The sequence below is a fragment of the Trueperella sp. LYQ141 genome, assembly GCF_046599555.1.
GTDB lineage: Bacteria > Actinomycetota > Actinomycetes > Actinomycetales > Actinomycetaceae > Trueperella.
Genome location: NZ_JBKIWQ010000003.1, coordinates 1 through 22,374 on the forward strand (window position 1 = coordinate 1; position 22,374 = coordinate 22,374).

Below are 22,374 nucleotides of genomic sequence, written 5' to 3' on the forward strand. Positions count from 1 at the left end.
GAAACAATACGATCGTCGTGGTGGAACAGGAGGGGGGAAAACAGGAGCTTGTCCCGGTCCCGCCACATAGGTTTTGCTACCCGATATTGCTATAAACGCTATCCCCTCGCGGCATACCAGCGCTCACTGCTCTCACACGCCAACCCCATTGCTGCGCCAGCGCCAGCTACGGTTTAACGTCCCTTCCGCGTTAATATCCCAGCCCATCGCGCCAGCGCGCCACCGCGACGCACTCCGTCTTTACGTATCAACCTCATCAAAACGCCGACGCTGAGCTTCCAACTCAATAATTCGCGCCAACAACCGCTCCTGCTCCGGCGAATCAGCACCAGAGCGCTGCATCTGCCCACGCACATCGGCAATCTGACGAGTAATCCCCTGACGAATCAACGACATCATAATCCCGCGAACAAACGGCCACTGTGCCTCCACACCCGAATGAGGCAAAGGCTCAATCGCTAGTTGGGAAATCCCCTGATGTACCACCCCGTCAGCTTGCTCTAACACCTGTGCAACAAACCACTGCCCAGCTTGTTGTGCACGCTGCCCCGCATCCTGCACACCTGAATCACGTAGCTGTTCATAGCGCCGCTCATACATAACAACTCCACCAGCAGCCCGAATCGCATCATGAATCGCCTGATGCATCGGAACAGTAAAACTGCGCGCCGGTAACTCCTGCGCATTCGCCGCCCGAGATAAACCAGGAAGCTGCAACATCGCCGCCAACGCAAGCCGCTCCGTGCGAGCCACCGGATCCTTCACCGCAGATAACTGCGGCAACGGCATATCCGTGCCCCGCTCCACTATCGAACCATCAGCGTGCTCTAACATCTGCACTGGGCGGCCAGCCGTTTTCACCGTCTGCTCCACCAGACGCTCATCCATTGACAACCAACCCGCCAACTGGCGAATATACTCCGCCCGCAGAACCCGATCCCGAATCGTTGCAACAATCGGCGCAGCCGCCCGCAAGCCTGCCGTGCGCCCCTCCGCAGTATGCAAAGGAATAACACGAAGTAGCGACTGAATAACAAAAGCGAACAACGGCTGGCGGCGTTCAATCATCTCACATACCGCTTTATCGCCATACGTCATCCGCACCTCGCACGGATCCAATCCGCCCGGAGAAATCGCGATAAACGTCTGCGCTGCAAAGCTTTGATCTCCGCTAAAGGCTTTCAACGCAGCTTTCTGCCCGGCCTCATCGCCGTCGAACGTAAAAATAATCTCCCCGCCGATTACTGCACCCGAGGAAAACTGCAGACCAGCCGCCGGATTCGCAACATCACGAATCAACCGACGAACAATCTTGGCATGCTCGTCCCCAAAAGCCGTACCACATGTTGCCACCGCATACGGCACACCAGCTAAATGCGCGGCCATCACGTCGGTATAGCCTTCCACAATAACAATCCGACGATCCTGCGAGATTGCCTTTCTCGCCAGATCTACCCCGTACAACACTTGGGATTTCTTATAAATCGCCGTCTCAGGAGTATTGAGATACTTCGGGCCATCACCAGAAAGCTTACGCGCACCAAAACCGATGGTATCGCCAGTAATGGAACGTATCGGCCACATTACACGACCACGAAATCGGTCATAAAGCCCGCGCCCGCCCTGGGAAGCCAGCCCAGACGCCGCAATCTCTGCCTCCGTAAAGCTATTGCGCCGCAACTCTTTTAACAGACCATCCCAACTATCAGGAGAATAGCCGACGCGAAAATGCGCGATAGCCTGCGCATCAAAACCACGCTCTGCCAGCATTTGCCGAGCTGGCTCAGCCTCGTCAGTACGTAACTGGGCAACATAAAACTCTTCGGCAATACGGTGCGCATCCACCAACCGCGAGCGGTTCACGCCCGCCGGTGACTCTCGCCGCTGGCTTCCCTCTTCATATTTCAGCTCAACCCCAACTTTTTGGGCCAATAACTCCACTGCTTCAATAAAGGGAATGTGCTCAATGCGTTCAATAAACTCAATCACATCGCCGTTAGCCTGACAGCCAAAACAGTGCCATCGCCCCACCTGAGGGCGCACATTAAAAGACGGGGTTTTCTCGTCGTGGAATGGGCACAGCCCCTTAAGAGACGCAACCCCGGCGCTTTGCAAAGACACATATTGACCGACGATTTCTTCAATCCGCGCGCGTTCGCGCACCTCGTCAATACTTGCCCGTGCAATCAACCCAGCCACGGCGCTATTGTACCGTGCCAACCACAAACACCACAGACCATGCCTCTAGTGGCGTAACATTCCGCAATAGCGCGAATGCCATTCCCGAGCTGACTGATCCGTCAATGACGCCAACTGATCGACCACAACCCGCCACCGTGCGTCATTATCCCGCGCTTGTTCCCACATATCAGCAAAATGCGGCTCAAGACGCTCCTGTGGGCACTCTTCAATCACATCAGCTAAATCCATCAGAATTGTTCGCTGCTCAATATAACCTTGGTCGCTCTCCCGAGGAGCCATCACAAAATAGACCGCAATCCCTTTAAGGAACATAATCTCAGCCCGAGTTTGCGCTGGCACAACAACATTGCCCGCATAGCGGGTTAAGGCATGGTCATATTTCTCCCGAGTGGCCTGGCAGATCGCAGAAATAAAGCGCCCAATAAGATCTGACGTTAAATCCTTCAATCGGGCAAGATCTCGCAGCGTCCCCGCATAGGAATGCGGCCAGGAAGGCATGCTAAACAGCCGATTTGCCGCAGCCGCTAACTCCTCGGCGCTCACTTTCTCCCCATACCAGCCCAAGGTGGCCGTGATAACGTCATCGACTCCAGATTCGTGGCGCACCCCAAAAGCATCGGGGTTGAATTTCCGACGGACAATCGCATCCTCAATATCGTGAATCGAGTAGGCAATATCATCCGATAAATCCATGAGCTGAGCTTCTACGCACGTCCCCTGCCGATCGCCCCGCACCCAGTCAAAGGCATCTAGTTCCTCGTCATACACCCCGAATTTAGCTGCCGAAGGGCCCGCCGGATTCTTCCCATTAACCCACGGATACTTGATCGTGGCATCAATGGTGGCGCGAGTCAGATTTAATCCGACGGAACGCCCCTGCGGATGAAAACGTTTCGGCTCTAAACGGGTAAGCACCCGCAGCGTCTGGGCGTTGCCCTCAAAGCCCCCAATATCGGCAGCGATATCGTTAAGAACCGTCTCCCCATTATGCCCAAACGGCGGATGCCCAATATCGTGAGCTAGACATGCCGTTTCAACCACATCCTGATCTGCACCCAGGTTCTTCGCCAGCGAACGCCCAATCTGCGCCACTTCCAGCGAATGGGTCAACCTATTGCGAATAAAGTCATTGGACTCCGGACCAAGCACTTGCGTTTTCGCTGCTAGTCGACGTAACGCCGAAGAATGTAGCACTCTGGCACGATCCCGTTCAAAATCTGTGCGGGACGGATTCTTGGCTCGTTCACAGACCCATCGTTCCATATCAAAACTGGTGTACACAGGTTAACTTTAACCGTCCGTGGCACAATAGGGCATATGGAATTGCCAGTAGATCATCTCAGATCCACATCGACGACGCAGCTATATCGTGCGCCGTCCTTTTCCTTTCCCGGTTTTGATCATCACGTGTGGTATCACGTTCAGCCCCATGAAGTCCCTACCATGCAGGCCGCGATTGATATTATCCGCGCGCAAACTCGGTTAGGAATACAGGTTTTCACTTTCCCGGCGGTGTGCACCGACGCAGACCCTCATTACTGTGCCGCGGTCATGGAAAAAGCGCAACAGCGCGGGGTGCGTATCTTGGTTCATATTCCGGTAACAGACTCTGACTCAAATACTCCGGATCACGTCACTTCTTCCCAGCGTCACGACATCCTCAACGAGTGGATCTCTCGCGGAGCAGTCGGTGTTGACCTGGGCGAGATTGACTTAACGCAACCACAAAACCACGAATTTGCCCAACATCAGGCTTTACATCTTTTACAGGCAGAAATACAAGGAATTAATCCCGACGCTATCGTTTCGCTCTTCTTGCGCGGCCCCAGCCTCGAAGCAATCACTGCCCATGCCCTTGAGGATTATGTTCACGTTTTGCGCTACGAAGTCACCAATGCCCCGTCAATTCATGCGCGATCTTTATCTGATCGACTCTTTGAAGCAATTGCCCTCTCCGATGCGGTTGGGGCCTTGCCATCGTGGAATTGTTCCGGGGGGCTATACAACCTTACGGGAGGCCGGCTCAGCGCCTCAGCAACCTTACTCATGCGCTGTTTCTTGCCAGGAATTTTACACTTCCATGAGCACGTCGAAGGCTACTCACCCTCTACCCGTCATGCGCTGCGGATTCGTCATTCTCTCAACCTATATCGGGCAAATATGCTCATTGATGATAGCCAGGCGGATGACGGTTTTATCTGGCTCATCACTGATCCCGTTGACATGCTGATCAATTTCGGCCCGTATGACTATCATGTGCCCAACGACGGACGAGTTCTCGTCTCATCCATGATTGCGCTACCGCAAGTGGGCAACGATTTAGTCATTCCCCCTGGCGAAGTTGCCTGGCGGCGACGCGACCAGTAAAGCACCAAAAATCCTACTGGCAAAACATCCTATTCTCGCCTGCCGTAGCGCTTGGCAGGTTTGCGCGCGCAAACGCCACACGCCGGTTAGCTTCTTACTAACAATGCTTCGGGCGTCATCTTTGCCAGTCTTTAGTGATCACAGTGCAGCTAATAGAATCCAATCCCTTGCGTCGGTTCTGATCGCCGTTTTTACTCCTCCCCACAGAGGGCTATCCGCCAGAAACGTTTATCTCAGCCTCCCGTAAGGCCCGTTGATGTTCCTCACTCAGTTCGTGCGAACTCAACCATCCCTCTGGCAGATGGGCTCGTTTTTCCCCGCCACTGCGCCCGCGTTTGCCTTCCGCGGCACTCGGATAGGGCTGATCCTCAAGCGCTGCCAAACGTTCATGCAGCTCTTCCCGACTGGAAATAAGCGCTAAATCGTGGCGCGCCGCACCCCCGACGGAAAAGCCACGCAAATACCATCCAACATGTTTGCGCATCTCGCGCATTGCCCGATCTTCGTCATGAAAATGCTCAACAAGGAGGTGGGCATGCTGCTCAATAATCGCCGATACATCACGCAGAGTTGGGCGTGCCCGACGGGAGGATCCGTGATAGTCCGCGTATAGGTCATAGAACAGCCACGGACGCCCCTGGCAACCACGCCCAACCACCACACCTGCGGCTCCGGTTTGCGCAAGCATGTCACGAGCGTCAGCAGCCTCAAAAATATCGCCATTACCAAAGACCGGCAGTTGCGTGTATGCCACCAGTTCAGCAATCCGCGACCAATCTGCCTGCCCGGAATAATGCTGCGTTAAAGTTCTCGCATGTAGCGTCAATGCCGCAATACCTGCGTCCTCGCACATTCGCGCCACATCGCGGAAAGTCTCATGCTCGTGATCGATCCCGATACGAAACTTGGCAGTGACGGGAACACGCCCGCCACTTGCGCGTTGCGCCGCCCGAACTGCCGCCCGCACAATAGCGGAAAATAGATCGTGTTTCCACGGTAGCGCCGCCCCGCCCCCTTTACGAGTCACTTTCGGTACTGGGCAGCCGAAGTTCAGATCAATGTGATCTGCCCAGCCGTGAGCGATAAGCAGTTCCACCGCATTGGCAATACTGCGCGGTTCAACCCCGTAGAGCTGGATCGAACGCACCGGATCACCAATATCAGGCTCAATCATTCGCAGGCTTTCCGGGGAGCGTTCCACTAACGCACGGGCAGTAATCATTTCGCAGATATACAAACCATCACAGGCATACGTTCCCGCGCGATCATCATTGTGTTTGGGGTGCCCTAACTCGGCTGCCGCCGCTGCCGCACTGAGCCGGCACATCTGCCGGAAAGGCGGATTCGTCACCCCAGCCATTGGGGCAAGCACAATCGGGGTTCCCAGCTCTAAGGCGCCAATGCGAAGCGTTCCAGCTTTGGTCTCGCCTGCTTTGCTAGGCGGATATTGCGCTGCCCTTTGGCAATAGCGATCATCGAAAGCGGAATTCGTAGTCGGTTGGGATGAGTGGATCCAGCCGGTCATCTTTTGCACTAGGCGGTTATCACCGTCGTAGTCACGTTCTATCCGCGCTGGGGCGACGGGGAAAGGCATCATTGATTAGCTCCTCGCGTCGGGGCAACTGGAGCGAGTCGCGTCGCGATAGCCGTTGTCATCGGGATAGCGAGCACAAGGCCAATTGATGGAACGAGAGTGCGGACGATCTCCTCAGCAATCTCGCCAACAACCATTAGATCTAAGAACCCACGTTCAATCATCGCCGCGCTCATTAGCAGCGGTAACGCCGATCCGACGTAGGCGAATGCCAGAGTGTAAACCGTTGAGGCAATATGGTCACGCCCGATCGTCATAGCCTGACGGAAAATTGTGAAACGGGATGCCGACGGATTCGCCCCATGTAGCTCCCATACCGCTGATACTTGCGAGATAGTGACGTCATTGAGCGCGCCTAAACCGGCCAGAATAATGCCGCACACCAGGATATGGTTCATCTGCAAATATCCCAGTTGTCCATAGAGCGAAACAGCCCCGTCGGAAAGCGTTCCAGTGAGATTTGCCCAACGCACGCACACCCCCGCAAGGATTCCGGTAATAACTAATCCGCACAGCGTGCCAATGACGGCTGTCGTTGTGCGAATCGAGATACCGTGTGCGCAGTAAATAGAGAAAAACATCATCGCACCGGCACCGACGATGACCACTAATATTGGCGGTTTACCCAGAATCAACGCTGGCAGCATGAAGAATGCGACCACGGCGAGAGACGCAGCTAATCCCAAAATTGCAGCCAGGCCTTTACGGCGCGCAACCAGGGCAACAACGAGAACATACAGCGCCGCCAGGGCCGCCAGCGGTATTCCCCGCTCAAAATCGACAAAGATATACGGGGTTCCTGAATCTATCGCGGCCGCATTGAAAATAGCACTGACGCGATCTCCTGGCTCTAGACCGTTCGAGACAATATCAAACGGGACGTGCAGCGGAACAGTGACGCCCTTATCGTCAAGCGTCATCGTCACAGATGTATTGCCGAGTTTATCTACTCCGCCAACTTCGGCAATCTGCCCGTGAACAATGCTGCCGCTGGTCAGCGGGGTGTGCACTGCTGGGCGTTCGGCGCTAGGCCATAACAATAGGCAGCCGATTAAGGTTGCCACAGCCACCGGAATAACTATCGCCGCTAAAACGATTCGCACCCGGCGGCGATCTGCCGGCGTCAAATTCAGCCGAGCATTATGGTTATGGCTGTGCGGGGGCACCTGCTCGCAGTCACGCTCAGAACCAGAGGTGCCCAGGCCCTCGGAAACCGTATCCGCCGCCTGATTCACTAGCAGCCGACCAATTTACCAGCGAGGTAGCTCTCCACGTCATCAATCGGAATTCGGATCTGCTCCATTGAATCGCGATCACGAATCGTTACCGCGTTATCTTCCAAAGAGTCAAAATCGACAGTGATACAGAATGGCGTGCCGATTTCGTCTTGCCGACGGTATCGACGCCCCACCGCACCTGCGTCATCAAATCCAACATTCCAATTCTGACGCAAAGCCGCAGCTAAATCTTTAGCCAACGGGGAAAGCTGCTCAGAGCGCGATAGCGGAAGCACTGCCGCTTTGACGGGAGCTAGCCGCGGATCCAGCTTAAGCACCGTGCGCTTATCGACGCCGCCCTTCGTATTTGGCGCCTCATCTTCCGCATACGCCTCAACGAGGAAAGCCATCAAGGAGCGGGTCAGACCGGCGGAAGGCTCAATCACGTAGGGAACGAAACGTTCACCACTGGCCTGATCGAAGTACTCCAACCGCTTTCCAGAGGCCTCAATATGGGACGTTAAATCGAAATCTGTACGATTTGCAATGCCTTCCAGCTCACCCCATTGGCTACCTTGGAACCCAAAGCGATATTCCAGATCAACGGTGCGCTTGGAATAATGCGAAAGTTTCTCTTTCGGATGCTCATAAACTCGCAGGTTATCCGGGTTAATTCCTAAATCGGTGTACCACGCCAGGCGCTCGTCAATCCACGCCTGGTGCCACTGCTCGTCAGTGCCTGGAACGACGAAGAACTCAATCTCCATTTGTTCAAATTCTCGGGTACGGAAAATGAAATTGCCGGGAGTGATTTCGTTACGGAAGCTCTTTCCCACCTGGGCAATACCAAAAGGTGGCTTCATACGAGCGCAGGACATGACGTTAGCAAAATTCACGAAGATACCTTGCGCTGTTTCTGGGCGCAGGTAATGCAATCCGCTCTCATCATCAACCGGACCAAGGAAGGTCTTTAATAAGCCAGAGAAGGCTTTGGGTTCGGTCCATTGACCACGGTTGCCACAGCTTGGGCATGGCAACTGGGTTTTATCCACCTGCGATTCATCGATGCCCTGCTTGGCAGCATAGTGCTCAATAAGTTCATCTTCTCGCAATCGCTTATGGCAAGCCAGACATTCAATCAGCGGATCAGTAAAGGTGGCAACATGCCCTGAGGCTTCCCAGATCGCTCGGGGAAGGATGACCGAGGAATCAATACCGACGACATCCGCACGCGACTGTACATTGCGCCGCCACCACTGCCGTTTGATATTTTCTTTCAGTTCCACGCCGAGTGGACCATAATCCCACGCCGAGCGCGTCCCACCGTAGATTTCTCCCGACGGGAATACAAATCCACGCCGTTTGGCGAGAGAGATAACATTATCCAGACGCGAAGGTGCCGGCTTGGCCACTGCGATTGCTCCTTTGATTGCCGCCCACATCTGGATGATGCAGGCTCTACCTCCGTTAATTCTACGAAAGATTGCGCACTGCGGTCACGCTCCGCCCCAGACCGATAACAGTGCATACCATCACAAACTCCGAACTAAGCAGGCCTGAAATTGACGGTATTACCCCCACTAGACAAGAATGATTCTCATGAACATTAAGAAGTACTGTGCCCTGGCAGCCGGCGCGCTTCTCGCCCTAGCTGGCTGCTCCGATACCACCTCATCGTCAGAATCCGGTAGTTCCTCCGCATCGGGGACCTTGGCGGTGACCACCTCGTTCTACCCGCTCGCCTACTTGGTAACGCAAATCGGCGGAGAACACGTCACCGTCACCGATCTCACCCCACCCGGATCCGACGCCCACGATCTTGAGCTATCTCCCCGCGAAATAGCTGATATGCAGAAAGCAGATCTGATTTTCTATGTTGCCAAGCTCTCTCACGCCATTGACGACGCGGTAGAAAGCTCCGGCGTGAAGAACGCCGTCAACATCGGCGATTCCGTGAATTTACTGGAATACACCGAGATTACGAAAGCTACTGGCGCACAGGCTACTGGCGCACAGGCTACTGGTGCACAGGCTACTGACGAACACGATCACGAACACGATCATGCAGCCGGCAGCACCGATGAACATGGCGACCACGACCATGACAAAGACAGCGCCGAAAAAGAATCCGGCAGCCACGACCACGACTCTGCCGATGCCACCCAAGACAAGCATGACGAACACAGCGACCATGACCACGATGGTCACGACCACGGGACTCGCGATCCGCATTTTTGGACCGACCCATCCCGTATGGCACGTGCCGCTGACACAGTAACTCAAGAGCTCGTTAAACTCGATCCCGATCACAAGGCTGACTACGAAAAGAACCTGGCCAGCGTCAAAGACAAGCTCTCCAAGCTCTCTGCAGACATTGCAAAGATCACTCCCAGCCAGTGCCGCACCAATGCTTTCGTCGTTTCTCACCAAGCATTTTCATATCTCGCAGTCCAAGCAAAACTGACCCAAATTGGTATCTCTGGTTTTGACCCAGAAAGTGAGCCATCACCAGCTCGAGTACGCGAAATCAGCGACTTAGCGAAAGCACACAAGATTGACACCATCTTTGCTGCCACCGACGGCGAAATGAAAGCCGCCAAAGCCATTGCCGACGAAGCAGGAGTTAAAGTAGAAATCCTGGACGCACTAGAGAGCCAACGTGACCCTTCAAAGGATTACATTGCAGTTATGTCCCATAATATTGAACTGCTGCAAAACTCTATGGGCTGCCAGAAGTAAGCCTTTCTCGAACACTAAGGAATAATCCGTGACTCACGCAATACAGACCAGTGGCGTTCACGTCCACATCGGAGCCGCACATATCCTCCGCGGGGTTGACTTCGAACTAGCGACTGGACGCACACTGGCTGTATTGGGGTCCAATGGCTCAGGCAAATCCACTCTCATCCGCGCCCTCGTAGGTATTATCCCCACGAGCCACGGAACCATCCGCCTCCTCGGCCACGACATCACCCAACGCTCGCGCCTCCCCTGGGCCAACATTGGGTACGCCCCACAACGCATTACTGCCACCTCTGGCGTGCCTGCCACCGCTTTGGAAACTGTTATGGCTGGTCTTATCTATGGACGCCGCATGCGCCCTGGCCGCGGCGCTCGCACCCAAGCTCTCGAAGCCCTCGATATGGTTGGCCTAGCCCACCGCGCCACAGATGCGGTACACACCTTCTCCGGTGGGCAGCAACAACGAATCCTCACCGCTCGCGCCCTCGTGCGCAAACCCGATCTTCTTATTCTCGACGAACCATTCGCTGGTGTTGATGACACCTCACGCGAGTCAATCCGTCGCGTCTTACACCGCGAACAAGAACGCGGAACCACAATCGTCCTCGTACTGCACGAAATTCAAGAACACCTCGCTTTACTCCATGAAGCGCTGGTACTTGACGCCGGGCGCGTCCTAGAGCACACCAGCGATCTGAGTCGAATCGCTGGACGCACCGGGCATAACCATCCAGGCCACGACCATCTCCACCCTCACAGCGATCCTCGGCAGGATATGCATATCTCACAGGAAAGAGGACTGCTGTAATGCTTATCGACATGCTGCACTCGCCCCTCATGCAACGCGCCCTCATCGTTGCGTTCCTGGTCGGGTTATCCGCCCCAGTCGTCGGCACTTATCTCGTCCAACGTCGGCTGACCTTACTCGGTGACGGAATCGGGCACGTTGCCCTCACCGGCGTGGCCTGCGGGTGGCTTGCTGCCTCCGCCGCCGATGCGTCTTCGCGCGACGCCTGGGCGATCCCTGGTGCGATCCTGGCCTCAGTGTGCGGGGCCCTGCTCATCGAATGGATGCGCGCTCGCGGGCATGCATCCGGCGATGTCGCTCTGGCTATTTTGTTCTACGGCGGAATCGCCGGTGGCGTCCTCCTCATCGGAATGGCCGGTGGCACCACCGCCAACCTCAACGCCTACCTCTTCGGCTCGATTTCCACCGTAACTCAAAGCGATACCTACGTTACGATCGTTCTCGCCGTCATCATTTTGCTTATTGGCATCGGTCTGCGACCCGTCTTATTTACCTTGTGCCATGACGAAGAATACGCCCGCTCGTGCGGTATTCCCACACAGCTACTATCCGTCCTTATCTCCGTCACCGCTGCGTTAACAGTTTCCTTGGCCTTGCGTATTGTGGGCGCGCTACTGGTCAGCGCGTTAATGATTATTCCGGTCGCAATCGCACAGACGGTCACTCATTCCTTTAAGAGCACTATGCATATTGCGATGGTCGTAGGCGTGATAGTTGCTGAAAGCGGGCTAGTCATTACCTACATCAAGCCGTGGTCACCAGGGGCAACTATCGTCGTTCTCGCCGTCATCATCTACGCCCTGGCAACGCTGAGCCGCCCACTATGGTTACGGCATGGTTCAGGAGCGCACATTCATCACCATCCGCACCCGCATATCACACCTGACGTGACGGTTCAGCCATCCGACAACTCCCCCGTATCGCCTGAGGTGCGGTAATATCTGTGTGGGAGGCCGGTATGAGGATGACGCAACAGCGCACAGCAATTCGTGAATTACTTCGCGAGCGGGAAGATTTTCTTTCTGCCCAGGATATTCACGCACTGCTCCAACAGCGCGGAGCGAGTATTGGATTGGCAACCGTCTATCGCAACCTACAGGCCATGGCCGAAAGCCGAGTTGTTGACGTCCTGCGCAAAGAAGGTAGCGATATTTTGCTGTATCGCTACTGCGAGGATGGCGGTCATCACCACCATCTCGTCTGCCGTTCCTGCGGGCGAACCGTGGAAGTATCTATGGAGGCATTCGAAGAGCTCACTCATACCATCGCTCAAGAACACGGCTTTACTGCGATTGCCCACGATCTTGAGCTTTATGGGCTATGCGCCCAGTGCAGCCAGCATGTTCCCCAATCCGATCCCTCTTATGGCGGTGGTCGCCACGAGGATCACAGCGCACATGCTGATATCCACACGAGCTATTCCCGAGTATAAGGAAACAACATGGAGCAGATTGACGTGCGCGTCCCGATTACCCTCGGGCAGTTCCTTAAAGTTGCGAATCTGGCAGATACTGGCGGGCAAGCACGATTAATCATTGCTGAAGGCCTGGTTCGAGTCAATGGCGAGGTGGAGATGCACCGCTCTCATAACCTTGCCGACGGAGATATTGTCAGCGTTGATCGCCTGACCTTGCAGGTACGCGCCTGCAACTGAGCATCGTCTGCATTTGCCGATTAAACCTTTGCCTATGGCAGGTAACTAACTGGCTCAGGAATAGGTAAGTCCAGGTAAAACACCACCAGCCTTGCTTCTACTCCAAGCCCTACCCCAATGCCAGCCGTTTACCTCAAGGGCTCATTTCGCACAGTTATTTCCATATCTCTTCCCACCTTTTACTCCACGGCAGTAAAAGGTGGCTCATTTCGCACAGCCGGTACGTTCCAATACCCCACGACTCCGGCACGCCCTATTCCCGTTACTCCAAGCCGCGCCGCACCCGTTCGCTACCTACTCCGTACTCGCTGTTAATGCTGCCACGGTTTTTTTGTTGTTATCTCACGCAGCTCAGCGAATCTCCATATTTTATTGTTAATACCTGGTTGGCTCCTGCTGGGTCGCGCACATTCAGCCAGCACAAAATCAGACCCGCTCCCTGGCATGCCATCCATTGGCATTAGCGCCTGTAACCATGTGCGCTCAAAGAAAGCCCAGCCGCCCAGCGATCTAATCCGCCTAATCCGTTGCAGCCGGTAAAAGCATATTTCCGCTAGCACCGACGGCAGATAAGCAGCACTCACTCGTCATGCCTGATCTCGTTCGCCGTTATATCCGAGCCACGGTGACGCCGAGCAACATAAAGCTTTTCTCCCTGACACCCTGCACCCACAAACCGTGGCAAACGCAGTCCCCCCCTGCGCGCCCTTACCGCTATATAAGCGACACCCGCCACGCCAATATCTGCCAAAGGCACTAGGGAATCCATACAGCCCGACGCTGTACACACATTCCCGACATCAAAGCACGCAGTTACGCCCGAAATACACCTTCACGTCAGCAAATAGCGGCGGCGAAGGAGTGACAGCATAATCCGATGAGAGCTCCAAAACCGTCGTTTTATTACCCTGACGCACATGCAAATGCACCGGAGTAACACCAGGGTAGCGCTGAAGAATATCGGCGAGCTGATCCATCTTTTCCGGTATGCACACCCGTTCATCCAAAGCAATACTCACCGGTGTATTCGCATCCATATCGGAAATCTGCGGGATCGACACCCCAAACGCATTGAGTCGAACTGACTCGTCATCTTGCACCGATACCCGCGCCTGCACCACCGCAAGGTGATCCTGGGCCAACGTGGCAGCAAATTGTTCGTAGGTCTTGGGGAAGAAATTCACTTCCACAGGGCCAGTCATATCCTCAATCGTCACCGTGGCCCAGGGTTTGCCCGTTTTTTGTGTGATCCGAGTTGCCACATTGGTAATCAGACCAGCAATCGCCACTTGGCGCCCGTTAAGATCCTCATCAGCGTCAAATAACGACACCACCTGCGTATCAGCAAGGCGATTAAGTAATGCCTCCATACCAGAAAGCGGATGATCCGAGACGTACAGCCCCAGCATTTCCCGCTCATAGTTGAGTTTATCGCGCTTAGGCCACTCCGGCAGATCCGGCATAGCGACCGTCGGGGCGGCAACATCTCCGACACCGCTACCACCAAACAGATCAAACTGCCCAGCCGCTTCCTTATGCTTAATTGGCATAACCGCATCAACTGCCTGCTCAACAATGGCAACCACAGCGCGTCGGCACTCCCCTAATGAGTCAAATGCCCCTGCCCGTGCCAGACATTCAATCGACCGCTTATTACAGGCACTGAGCGGAATTTTATCCAAGAAATCCTGGAACGACGTAAACGCCCCATGCTTTTCGCGAGCGCTAATAATGCCCTCGACCACGTTCTGCCCGACGTTGCGCACCGCACTCAAACCGACGCGGATATCTTCGCCAACCGCAGCATAATTTGCCACTGATTCATTGACATCCGGCACCAGCACGTTGATCCCCATGTGGCGGCACTCTGCGAGATAGGTAGCTACTTTCGTCTTATCCGACATCTTCGACGTCAGTAGTGACGCCATGAATTCGGCTGGGAAATGGGCTTTCAGATATGCCGTTTGATAGGAAACCAAAGCATAGGCTTCCGAATGAGATTTGTTAAAAGCATACGACGCGAATGGCAGCAGAATATTCCACAGGGTATCGATGGAATCCTGAGAATATCCGTTGTTGAGCATGCCATTAGCAAAGGCTTGATATTGCTTTTGCAGGACGTCTGCTTTCTTCTTTCCCATTGCCTTACGCAAAATATCTGCTTGACCCAGGGTAAAGCCAGCGAGTTTCTGGGCAATACGCATGACCTGTTCTTGATACACGATCAAGCCGTGCGTTTCGCCGAGAATCTCCTCCAGATCTTCAGCTAGCTCTGGATGGATTGGGGTCTTTTCTTGTTTGCCATTCTTACGTAAGGCATAGTTCGTATGAGAATTTGCGCCCATTGGGCCCGGGCGATACAAGGCAGAGACGGCAGAAATATCGGAAAAGGAATCCATCTTCATCAACTTGAGCAAGGTTCGCATTCCCGATCCATCGAGCTGGAAGATTCCTAAGGTATCTCCCCGCCCTAATAGTTCATAGGTCAGCGGGTCATCCAACGCCAAGGTATCAACATTAGGGGCCTCTTTACCGTTAGCTCGGATGTTCTCCAAAGTGTTTTCAATGGTCGTCAGGTTCGATAGACCTAAGAAATCCATTTTGATGAGTCCGAGTTCCTCACATTCGGGATATTCGAACTGCGTCAGAATCGCTCCATCCTTTTGGCGCATCATAATAGGGATGACATCCGTCAGCGGTTTGGAGGACATAATCACGGCGCAGGCATGCATGCCGGTTTGGCGAACCATCCCCTCAATACCACATGCCAGCTCATAGACTGAACGGTATGCCTCCGAGGATTGGATGAGTTCTCGAATCTCCACTGCTTCGGCATAACGTGGATGTTTTTCATTGAATAGCTCATTGACCGGGACGTTCGTGCCCATCACTGCCGGCGGCATAGCTTTGGTGAGCTTATCGCCGACCTCATAGGGATGACCCAGCACCCGGGCAGCGTCCTTGAGAGACTGCTTAGCTTTGATCGTCCCAAAGGTGACCACCTGGGCGACTTTATCTTTCCCATATTTCTTTTCGACGTATTCGATGACTTCCCCGCGTCGGCTTTCATCAAAATCAATATCCAAATCCGGCATCGAAACGCGCTCTGGGTTCAAGAATCGTTCGAAGAGGAGGCCGTGTTTGATCGGATCTAGCTGGGTAATCCCCAGTGCATAAGCCACCATCGAACCAGCACCAGAACCACGACCAGGCCCTACACGGATTCCGCGTTCGCGCGCCCACCGAATGTAATCCGACACGACGAGGAAATATCCTGGGAAGCCCATCTGGACGATGACGCTGACCTCATAATCAGCCCGATCACGCACTGGCTGTGGGATGACCTCGCCATAAATCCGATGCAAGCCATTATCCACTTCGCGGATGAACCAGGACGTCTCGTCTTCCCCCTCAGGCACAGGGAAATTCGGCATGTAGTTAACGCCGTCCGCAGTGGTTTGAAAAGAGACGTTACAGCGTTCAGCAATCGCGAGCGTATTGGCACAGGCCCCATCTAAATGCCCAAAACTATTCCACATATCCTCCGAGGAACGCAGATAGTATCCGGTGCCTTCAAATCGGAATCTATCGGGATCATCAAGGCGGGCATTTGAATTAATCGCCAACATAGCATCTTGTACCCGAGCTTGATCCTGCGTGACGTAATGAGAATCGTTTGTTGCAATTAGCGGAGCACCGATCTTACGGGCAATATCGAGCAAATCATTGCGCACCCGACGCTCAATATCCAATCCGTGATCCATGATTTCGACGAAATAATTATCCTTGCCGAAAATATCTTGAAACTCACCGGCCGCAGCCAATGCCTGCTCAAATTGCCCCAGGCGCAAGCGGGTCTGGACTTCTCCCGACGGGCAGCCCGCCGTTGCAATGACACCCTCGTGATACTTGTCAATCAGCTCGCGGTCAATACGTGCGGCCTTGCGGAAGGTCCCCTCTAAGGAGGCAATAGAGGCCATCTTAAAGAGGTTGTACATGCCGGTGTTATTCTCAGCAAGCAGGGTGATATGGGTATATGTACCGCGAGCCGATACGTCATCTTTGCGCTGATCTTCAGTTCCCCAAAAGACGGCAGTGGTATCTTTGCGCGATGTTCCCGGCGTCATATACGCTTCGATACCGATAATCGGGTTGATACCAGCGCTTTTTGCGGTTTTATACAGCTCATACGCGCCATGCATATTCCCGTGATCGGTGATCGCGACCGCTGGCTGACCTTGCGCTGCTACCTCCGCAACGAGCTGGCTAATCTTCGCAGCTCCATCCAAAAGTGAGTAATCCGTGTGGACATGCAAATGCGCGAAGTTTTTGGCCATAGCTCCAGTCTATTGAGGATCGGTGAGCAATAGCTAGCGCACACTCGACCCAGTATTACTCACCACGCAGTTGATCTAAGGCACAAGTGAGATCCTGGGCATAGGGTGCGGTGAACTCCACATATTCGCCGGTGCGCGGATGAGAAAATCCCAGCCGTACCGCATGCAACCATTGGCGGGTCAGCCCTAATCGTTGGCTGAGCGCCGGATCTGCCCCATACATATCGTCACCCACACAGGGATGTTTTATCGCTGACATGTGTACCCGAATCTGATGCGTGCGACCCGTTTCCAAATGGATCTCGCACAGCGAGGCACCTACCAGTGACTCAATGACATCGTAATGTGTAATGGCGTGTTTGCCCTCAGCTCGAACCGCCATCTTCCATTGATGACGCATATCGCGAGCAATCGGCGCTTCAATTGTTCCCGACATGGGATCCGGCTGCCCTTGTACGAGCGCATGGTAAATCTTCGTGACCGTCCGATCGCGAAACGCATTCTTTAATACGGAATAGGCCTGCTCTGATTTGGCAACGACCATCGCTCCCGTCGTGCCGACATCAAGACGGTGAACAATCCCCTGACGCTCTTGCGGGCCAGAGGTCGTCAGCCGTACACCACAGGCAAGTAGCGCCCCAAGTACATTTGGGCCATCAAAATTCTGGGAAGCGTGCGCGGCAACCCCAGCCGGTTTATTGATGACGATAATGTCTTCGTCATCGTACAAAATATCCAGGTTCGCAACTGGCGTCACCACAGGGGCAGTGCTAGGTGCTGGCGGCATATCAACTTCCACAAAAGCACCAGCATTAACTTTCGTTGAGCTCTTTACCGGGCGAGTATCAACGAACACTTTATCGGCCGCAATCAGATCCGCACATACCGCACGAGATAAGCCCGACATCCGCGAAAGTACCAGGTCAATTCGCTGACCGGCAAAGCCATCAGGAACGATATATAACTTCACCAAATACGTCCTTTCGCTCTTAGGTCAGTCGATCTGCACTGGAATGCTCAGCATGTGAATGGGGGCAAGAACACAACTAGCGCGTTGCTATCTCATCGTCTGCCGTATCATCTGTTAGCGCCAGCTCACCATCACGTTCTTCGGCTGCCGTATCCTCAGCAGTTGAGGCATTGCTGGGTATTTTGGCAGCCGTATCGGTATCCTTCGTCGGCTCATCATCTTGCTCGATATTATGCGTCGCAATCTGCGTCGGTGCTAATAGCTGTAACACCACGACGAGCACTAACCCAGCAACCAGGGCAATATCAGCAACGTTGCCAATAAACCAATCGCCATACTTGATAAAGTCCACCACATGCCCGACGCCGACGCCTGGATCACGGAATAATCGGTCAATCACATTGCCGATGGCGCCGCCCCACACTACAGCCAAGGTCAGAGCCATCGCGGTATTCGCGCGCCGGATAAGAACCGGAATGACGCCTACCGCGATCAGACCAATAATAGTGATAATCCATGTTGCTGAGCCGCCAACAGAAAAAGCAGCTCCCGAGTTGAACGTCAACCGCAATGACAACACATGCCCAAGAATGGGAATCTCGGTGCCATCTGCCAGGGAATGTAACGCCCAAATTTTGGTTAGCTGATCGAGAGCTGTCACCAATATAGCCACAACGAGTGGAAGAAAACGTGTTCGCATGAGTCCGTGATAGCCAGAAGGAGGACACCGTAGGTGCCCTCCTCCCGGACCAATAATTAGTTGTTCTGTGCTTCGACGTTGTGCAGCAACTGCTCAAGGTAGCTGCGCAGGCGGGTACGATAATCGCGTTCGAAGTCGCGCAGTTCGGAGATCTTGCGCTCCAAGAGATCCTTCTCTTCGTTGAGCTTGTTGATCGTCCGCTCCCGCAGATCCTCAGCCTCGGTGATGATACGAGTACGATCAGCCTCAGCTTCCGCGACAATGCGTTCACCTTCGGCCTTACCATTGGCGACATGCTCATCGTGCAGGCGCTGAGCCAAGGTGAGCACGGAGGCCGCATTGACTGCCTCGGAGGTATCACCGCTTGCAACCGGCGCGAACGCAGCGGTCGATGCAGCATCCGAGGGCTGTGCCTGATCGGGCTGAGCCTGCTTGAGGCCAAGCTGGTTCTCCAACTCTGTAATGCGGGCATTAGCTGCCTGCAGTTGAGCCTCTAAGGACTGCTTCTCTTCGGTGAGGCTGGCGATGGTCTCGGCCACCTCATCGAGGAAGTAATCGACCTCGTCCTGGTCGTAACCCGCTTCGGATTCCTTTGACTCCTTGAAGCGGACATTAACCACGTCGTGCTCGGTCAACTGAGCCATGTTCTACTCCTCATAACGTTTGGAAAGTCGATGCTCACCGTGTGGGCATCGATCCGCTTAGATTACGCGAGGATGCCGTGTGCGCGAGACGCACAGCGAATCTAACCGGAATGCCTCACCAATTTATCACAGTTCAATAACGTGCGCGGTAATCCTGCTGGATTTCTGCGTCAGTGCCAGAACTCACACCGGAGAATCTGGCCCGAGCTCTATCCTCACACCAGCACCAAACTCATTTGTTGAACTATCTGAACAGCAATAAATAACACGAGAAAACCGAAATCGATCCCCACGCCACCGAAATTCAACGTCGGGATAAACCGACCGAGAAAACGTAACGGCGGATTCGTCAGGCGATACACCATATTTGCCAACACCAGCAACACCCCACGGGGATACCAGTCGCGCGCCAGCACTTGAACGATGTCTAAGATGACGCGAGCGACCAAAATGAGGGTATATACCTGGCAAATCCAGAAGATAGTTATGCCCAGAATAGCCATAAATTCACAGTGGATTAGGCGTAATCGTGCGTCGATTCCGAGCCGTGTGCGTCAATCTTCACCGTATGCGGAGAGAGCAAGAACACATCGTCAGAAATCCGGCTGAATGCTCCCTGCAAACCGAAACACAACCCGACAGCAAAATCAACGATACGAGTTCGCTCCGCATCAGCAGCTTCACTGAGGTTAAGGATCACGGGCATACCGGAGCGGAACTCCGTTGCAAAGTCCTTTACATCGCGATAGGAGGAAACCCATACAGTAACGATCCGAGCAACTTCCGGGGCTTGAGTAACCGGATGAATCGTTGAGACGGAGGCGTCCTCGTAGTACTCCCCGTCCTCATACTCGGCGTAATCCTCGTAGTCCTCGTATGAATCCTCAAGCGGCATTGCTTTTGCCGTGATTTTGTCAAGAAATCCCATGGCTGGTGTCCTTTTCCGTTGGCTTCCTCCAAAATAACTGAGAACACACCGAAAAGTGCACACCATCGCCGGTGTGTCATCAGCTCAATGCTGCAATGACGGCAAAACGCCCCGTCGCCTGCCCCTGATGCGTGGCCCGGCGGTGAGAAAAATAATCCGTAGATTCATACGTACACACGCTACTGGTACGAATACGGCTTACCTGGCACTGCCTCAGTTGCGCGACAAGACCGGAACGAATATCAATACCGGCACTGCCCTGTGCCGTAATAGCGCGAGTATGCGGAAACTGACGCCACAGCTCATGTGCCATCTGATCGGGCAGCTCATAGCATTTTCCGCAAATAGCTGGCCCGATATAAGCCTCCAGCTCTGCCACGCCACGATCACGTAAGGCCTGAACAACTCGCTGAGCAATCCCCTGTTCAAAGCCGCGGCGCCCGGCATGCACCACTGCTGCGTATCTGCCCTGGGTATCGGCGATCACGAGCGGAACGCAATCTGCAACCATGACGGCACCTGCCTGCCCTGGAGCAACGATAATCGCGTCTGCTTGCCCCACGCTGAGATACCCTAATGGCCCCCACTCAGCCTCATCAGCCGACGCAATATGGGTCCCGTGGACCTGGCTCATCCAGGTAATATCACATCCTACGAGCGCAGTTAAGGAATCCCGATTAGCCCGCACAGCCTCCGGATCATCCCCAACATGGAAACCGAGATTTGCGCTGGCATAGTCTCCGACGGAAAAACCGGCGTGACGATTGGTAACACCAATGCGCACGCCGACCGGAGAGCACGCCGAGCTAAGCCACTCGATGTGCGTCATCCCTATTTAATCCTTATTCATCACCGAAGAGGAAGGGCGGAATATCTAGATCGGGACGCCGCGTCGGACGCTCTTCCACCGGCGGAACCAAAGAGATTGGTTCTGCTTCGGTGCGAGTGACCCGCGGGCGCACAACCGGAGTCTCCACTGCTGGCGGCTCAACTACCGCCTCTGCTTTATTGACCTGCCCCGGCAAACGATCCTCACCCTCAGTCTCCGGAACCACGGGAATCGGAGTTGTTGACGCATGCTTCGCCGTTGATGGAGTGTTCTGGATGAGGTAATCCGCAGCCTCATCAAATCCAGCGGCAATAACCGTCACCTGGACCTCATCACCAAGGGATTCGTCGATATTCAAACCAATAATGATATTCGCGTTAGGATCGACAGCTTCCTTCACCAACTGCGAGGCCTCAGCGTGCTCCCGCAGCGTGAAATCCGTTGACGCAGTGAAAGACAAAAGCACGCCATGCGCACCATCAATACGCGCCTCCAAAAGCGGAGAAGAAATCGCGTTCTCTGTTGCCCGCAAAGCGCGATCTGGGCCGGTTGCTGAACCAATACCCATCAATGCCGTGCCAGCACCCTTCATGATTGCTTTGACGTCAGCAAAATCCAAATTGATCTCACCGGGCTTCGTGATGAGGTCAGAGATGCCCTTCACGCCATCATAGAGAACCTTATCGGCCATTCGATAAGCATCCATGATGGACAGATCTTCTTCCGTCGTCTCCAGCAGACGATCATTCGGAATAACAATCAACGTATCGACAGCTTCACGCAGTTCCGTAATACCAGAATCAGCATTACGGGTACGCTGTAAGCCTTCATGGGAGAACGGACGAGTGACCACGCCTACCGTCAACGCGCCATCTTCACGGGCTGCCCGTGCAATCACAGGCGCCGCTCCCGTTCCCGTTCCGCCGCCTTCACCAGCAGTCACAAAAACCATATCTGAGCCACGAATAGCCTCGACGACGAGCTCCAAGTTCTCCTCAGCGGCACGCTTACCCACCGTCGGATCCGCGCCTGCTCCTAAACCATTGGAGACTTTTTGACCAATATCGAGCTTGACATGAGCTTCCGATTTCATCAATGACTGGCTATCGGTATTGACGGCAATAAAGTCCACGCCTGCCAGGCCATCTTGAATCATCCGATCAATTGCGTTGACGCCACCGCCGCCGACGCCGACAACCTTAATATTCGCCGTGTTGTTCATTGCAGAGCACATCGTCTTTCCTTCCAAACCTCAAGCTGTACTTGAAGTTTTACGACTCTAACCTCGCGGAAAAAATAGAGAGCATTTGCCGTAAAATCAATGACCAAAGCGGCGTGTTGCTAATTTCGTCGCTGCGATTTTATCGGCATAGCAGGCAGGA

General features: G+C 54.2%; 19 protein-coding genes. 6 read left to right on the forward strand and 13 right to left on the reverse strand.

Annotation, left to right across the window (positions count from 1 at the left end; all coding sequences use genetic code 11):
• Positions 1–240 precede the first annotated feature (240 nt).
• Complete coding sequence (gene dnaG, locus ACLHIJ_RS03035; protein WP_411298453.1) at positions 241–2,199, reverse strand: DNA primase; 1,959 nt, start codon at positions 2,197–2,199, stop codon at positions 241–243.
• 45 nt (positions 2,200–2,244) lie between these two features.
• A complete protein-coding gene (locus ACLHIJ_RS03040) occupies positions 2,245–3,483 on the reverse strand; it encodes a deoxyguanosinetriphosphate triphosphohydrolase (RefSeq protein ID WP_411296193.1) in 1,239 nt (412 codons plus the stop codon).
• 36 nt (positions 3,484–3,519) lie between these two features.
• Here ACLHIJ_RS03040 and ACLHIJ_RS03045 point away from each other — a divergent pair, with 36 nt between their 5' ends.
• Positions 3,520–4,569, forward strand: coding sequence for a hypothetical protein (locus tag ACLHIJ_RS03045; RefSeq protein ID WP_411296191.1), 1,050 nt, complete (start codon positions 3,520–3,522; stop codon positions 4,567–4,569).
• 211 nt (positions 4,570–4,780) lie between these two features.
• Here the strand turns inward: ACLHIJ_RS03045 and dusB are convergent, their stop codons facing one another.
• From dusB to ACLHIJ_RS03060, 3 genes are read right to left on the reverse strand one after another with little or no spacing between them, the layout of a single operon-like run.
• The gene (gene dusB, locus ACLHIJ_RS03050; RefSeq protein ID WP_411296190.1) at positions 4,781–6,166 is read right to left on the reverse strand and encodes a tRNA dihydrouridine synthase DusB; all 1,386 of its coding nucleotides are present in this window, start codon (positions 6,164–6,166) and stop codon (positions 4,781–4,783) included.
• Positions 6,163–7,398: a YibE/F family protein gene (locus ACLHIJ_RS03055; protein ID WP_411296189.1), complete on the reverse strand. Its 1,236-nt coding sequence runs from the start codon at positions 7,396–7,398 to the stop codon at positions 6,163–6,165. Before ACLHIJ_RS03055 ends, dusB begins: the two co-directional genes overlap by 4 nt.
• A complete protein-coding gene (locus ACLHIJ_RS03060) occupies positions 7,398–8,792 on the reverse strand; it encodes a glycine--tRNA ligase (RefSeq protein WP_411298454.1) in 1,395 nt (464 codons plus the stop codon). Before ACLHIJ_RS03060 ends, ACLHIJ_RS03055 begins: the two co-directional genes overlap by 1 nt.
• A gap of 187 nt (positions 8,793–8,979) precedes the next feature.
• On the opposite strand from ACLHIJ_RS03060, the gene ACLHIJ_RS03065 reads away from it, so the two are divergent.
• From ACLHIJ_RS03065 to ACLHIJ_RS03085, 5 genes are read left to right on the forward strand one after another with little or no spacing between them, the layout of a single operon-like run.
• The gene (locus tag ACLHIJ_RS03065) at positions 8,980–10,119 is read left to right on the forward strand and encodes a metal ABC transporter substrate-binding protein (protein ID WP_411298455.1); all 1,140 of its coding nucleotides are present in this window, start codon (positions 8,980–8,982) and stop codon (positions 10,117–10,119) included.
• Positions 10,120–10,147: 28 nt separating this feature from the next.
• Positions 10,148–10,930, forward strand: a complete 783-nt coding sequence (locus ACLHIJ_RS03070) for a metal ABC transporter ATP-binding protein (protein WP_411296185.1) — start codon at positions 10,148–10,150, stop codon at positions 10,928–10,930.
• On the forward strand, positions 10,930–11,868 hold the full coding sequence (locus tag ACLHIJ_RS03075; RefSeq protein WP_411296184.1) for a metal ABC transporter permease: 939 nt from the start codon (positions 10,930–10,932) through the stop codon (positions 11,866–11,868). The genes ACLHIJ_RS03070 and ACLHIJ_RS03075 overlap by 1 nt, the downstream gene beginning before the upstream one ends.
• Positions 11,869–11,888: 20 nt before the next feature.
• Complete coding sequence (locus tag ACLHIJ_RS03080) at positions 11,889–12,362, forward strand: Fur family transcriptional regulator (RefSeq protein WP_411296182.1); 474 nt, start codon at positions 11,889–11,891, stop codon at positions 12,360–12,362.
• A 9-nt stretch (positions 12,363–12,371) separates the two neighbouring features.
• A complete protein-coding gene (locus tag ACLHIJ_RS03085) occupies positions 12,372–12,584 on the forward strand; it encodes an RNA-binding S4 domain-containing protein (RefSeq protein WP_411296181.1) in 213 nt (70 codons plus the stop codon).
• A gap of 800 nt (positions 12,585–13,384) precedes the next feature.
• Here the strand turns inward: ACLHIJ_RS03085 and dnaE are convergent.
• The 8 genes from dnaE to ftsZ all read right to left on the reverse strand — a co-directional run bounded on the left by dnaE (position 13,385) and on the right by ftsZ (position 22,226).
• Positions 13,385–16,921 (reverse strand): DNA polymerase III subunit alpha, encoded by a 3,537-nt coding sequence (dnaE, locus tag ACLHIJ_RS03090; protein WP_411296180.1) that lies wholly within the window; start codon positions 16,919–16,921, stop codon positions 13,385–13,387.
• Between the two features lie 55 nt (positions 16,922–16,976).
• Positions 16,977–17,891, reverse strand: a complete 915-nt coding sequence (locus ACLHIJ_RS03095; RefSeq protein WP_411296179.1) for an RluA family pseudouridine synthase — start codon at positions 17,889–17,891, stop codon at positions 16,977–16,979.
• 76 nt (positions 17,892–17,967) lie between these two features.
• Positions 17,968–18,591 (reverse strand): signal peptidase II, encoded by a 624-nt coding sequence (gene lspA, locus ACLHIJ_RS03100; protein WP_411296177.1) that lies wholly within the window; start codon positions 18,589–18,591, stop codon positions 17,968–17,970.
• A gap of 56 nt (positions 18,592–18,647) precedes the next feature.
• Positions 18,648–19,235 carry a DivIVA domain-containing protein gene (locus ACLHIJ_RS03105; protein WP_411296175.1) on the reverse strand — a complete coding sequence of 196 codons (588 nt, stop codon included), beginning with the start codon at positions 19,233–19,235 and terminating at the stop codon, positions 18,648–18,650.
• A gap of 215 nt (positions 19,236–19,450) precedes the next feature.
• The gene (locus tag ACLHIJ_RS03110; RefSeq protein WP_411296173.1) at positions 19,451–19,738 is read right to left on the reverse strand and encodes a YggT family protein; all 288 of its coding nucleotides are present in this window, start codon (positions 19,736–19,738) and stop codon (positions 19,451–19,453) included.
• Between the two features lie 14 nt (positions 19,739–19,752).
• Positions 19,753–20,163: a cell division protein SepF gene (locus tag ACLHIJ_RS03115; protein ID WP_411296172.1), complete on the reverse strand. Its 411-nt coding sequence runs from the start codon at positions 20,161–20,163 to the stop codon at positions 19,753–19,755.
• A gap of 79 nt (positions 20,164–20,242) precedes the next feature.
• Entirely contained in the window at positions 20,243–20,992 is a 750-nt protein-coding gene (locus tag ACLHIJ_RS03120) for a polyphenol oxidase family protein (RefSeq protein WP_411298456.1), read from the reverse strand.
• 13 nt (positions 20,993–21,005) lie between these two features.
• Positions 21,006–22,226, reverse strand: coding sequence for a cell division protein FtsZ (ftsZ, locus tag ACLHIJ_RS03125; protein ID WP_411296168.1), 1,221 nt, complete (start codon positions 22,224–22,226; stop codon positions 21,006–21,008).
• Positions 22,227–22,374: the final 148 nt, after the last annotated feature.

Coding starts and splice junctions, on each gene's coding strand:
- ACLHIJ_RS03045 (WP_411296191.1), top strand. CDS start 3,520: ATGGAATTGCCAGTAGATCATCTCAGATCCACATCGACGACGCAGCTA.
- dusB (WP_411296190.1), bottom strand. CDS start 6,166: ATGATGCCTTTCCCCGTCGCCCCAGCGCGGATAGAACGTGACTACGAC.
- ACLHIJ_RS03065 (WP_411298455.1), top strand. CDS start 8,980: ATGAACATTAAGAAGTACTGTGCCCTGGCAGCCGGCGCGCTTCTCGCC.
- ACLHIJ_RS03075 (WP_411296184.1), top strand. CDS start 10,930: ATGCTTATCGACATGCTGCACTCGCCCCTCATGCAACGCGCCCTCATC.
- ACLHIJ_RS03080 (WP_411296182.1), top strand. CDS start 11,889: ATGAGGATGACGCAACAGCGCACAGCAATTCGTGAATTACTTCGCGAG.
- ACLHIJ_RS03085 (WP_411296181.1), top strand. CDS start 12,372: ATGGAGCAGATTGACGTGCGCGTCCCGATTACCCTCGGGCAGTTCCTT.
- dnaE (WP_411296180.1), bottom strand. CDS start 16,921: ATGGCCAAAAACTTCGCGCATTTGCATGTCCACACGGATTACTCACTT.
- lspA (WP_411296177.1), bottom strand. CDS start 18,591: ATGCGAACACGTTTTCTTCCACTCGTTGTGGCTATATTGGTGACAGCT.
- ACLHIJ_RS03105 (WP_411296175.1), bottom strand. CDS start 19,235: ATGGCTCAGTTGACCGAGCACGACGTGGTTAATGTCCGCTTCAAGGAG.
- ACLHIJ_RS03110 (WP_411296173.1), bottom strand. CDS start 19,738: ATGGCTATTCTGGGCATAACTATCTTCTGGATTTGCCAGGTATATACC.
- ACLHIJ_RS03115 (WP_411296172.1), bottom strand. CDS start 20,163: ATGGGATTTCTTGACAAAATCACGGCAAAAGCAATGCCGCTTGAGGAT.
- ACLHIJ_RS03120 (WP_411298456.1), bottom strand. CDS start 20,992: ATGACGCACATCGAGTGGCTTAGCTCGGCGTGCTCTCCGGTCGGCGTG.
- ftsZ (WP_411296168.1), bottom strand. CDS start 22,226: ATGTGCTCTGCAATGAACAACACGGCGAATATTAAGGTTGTCGGCGTC.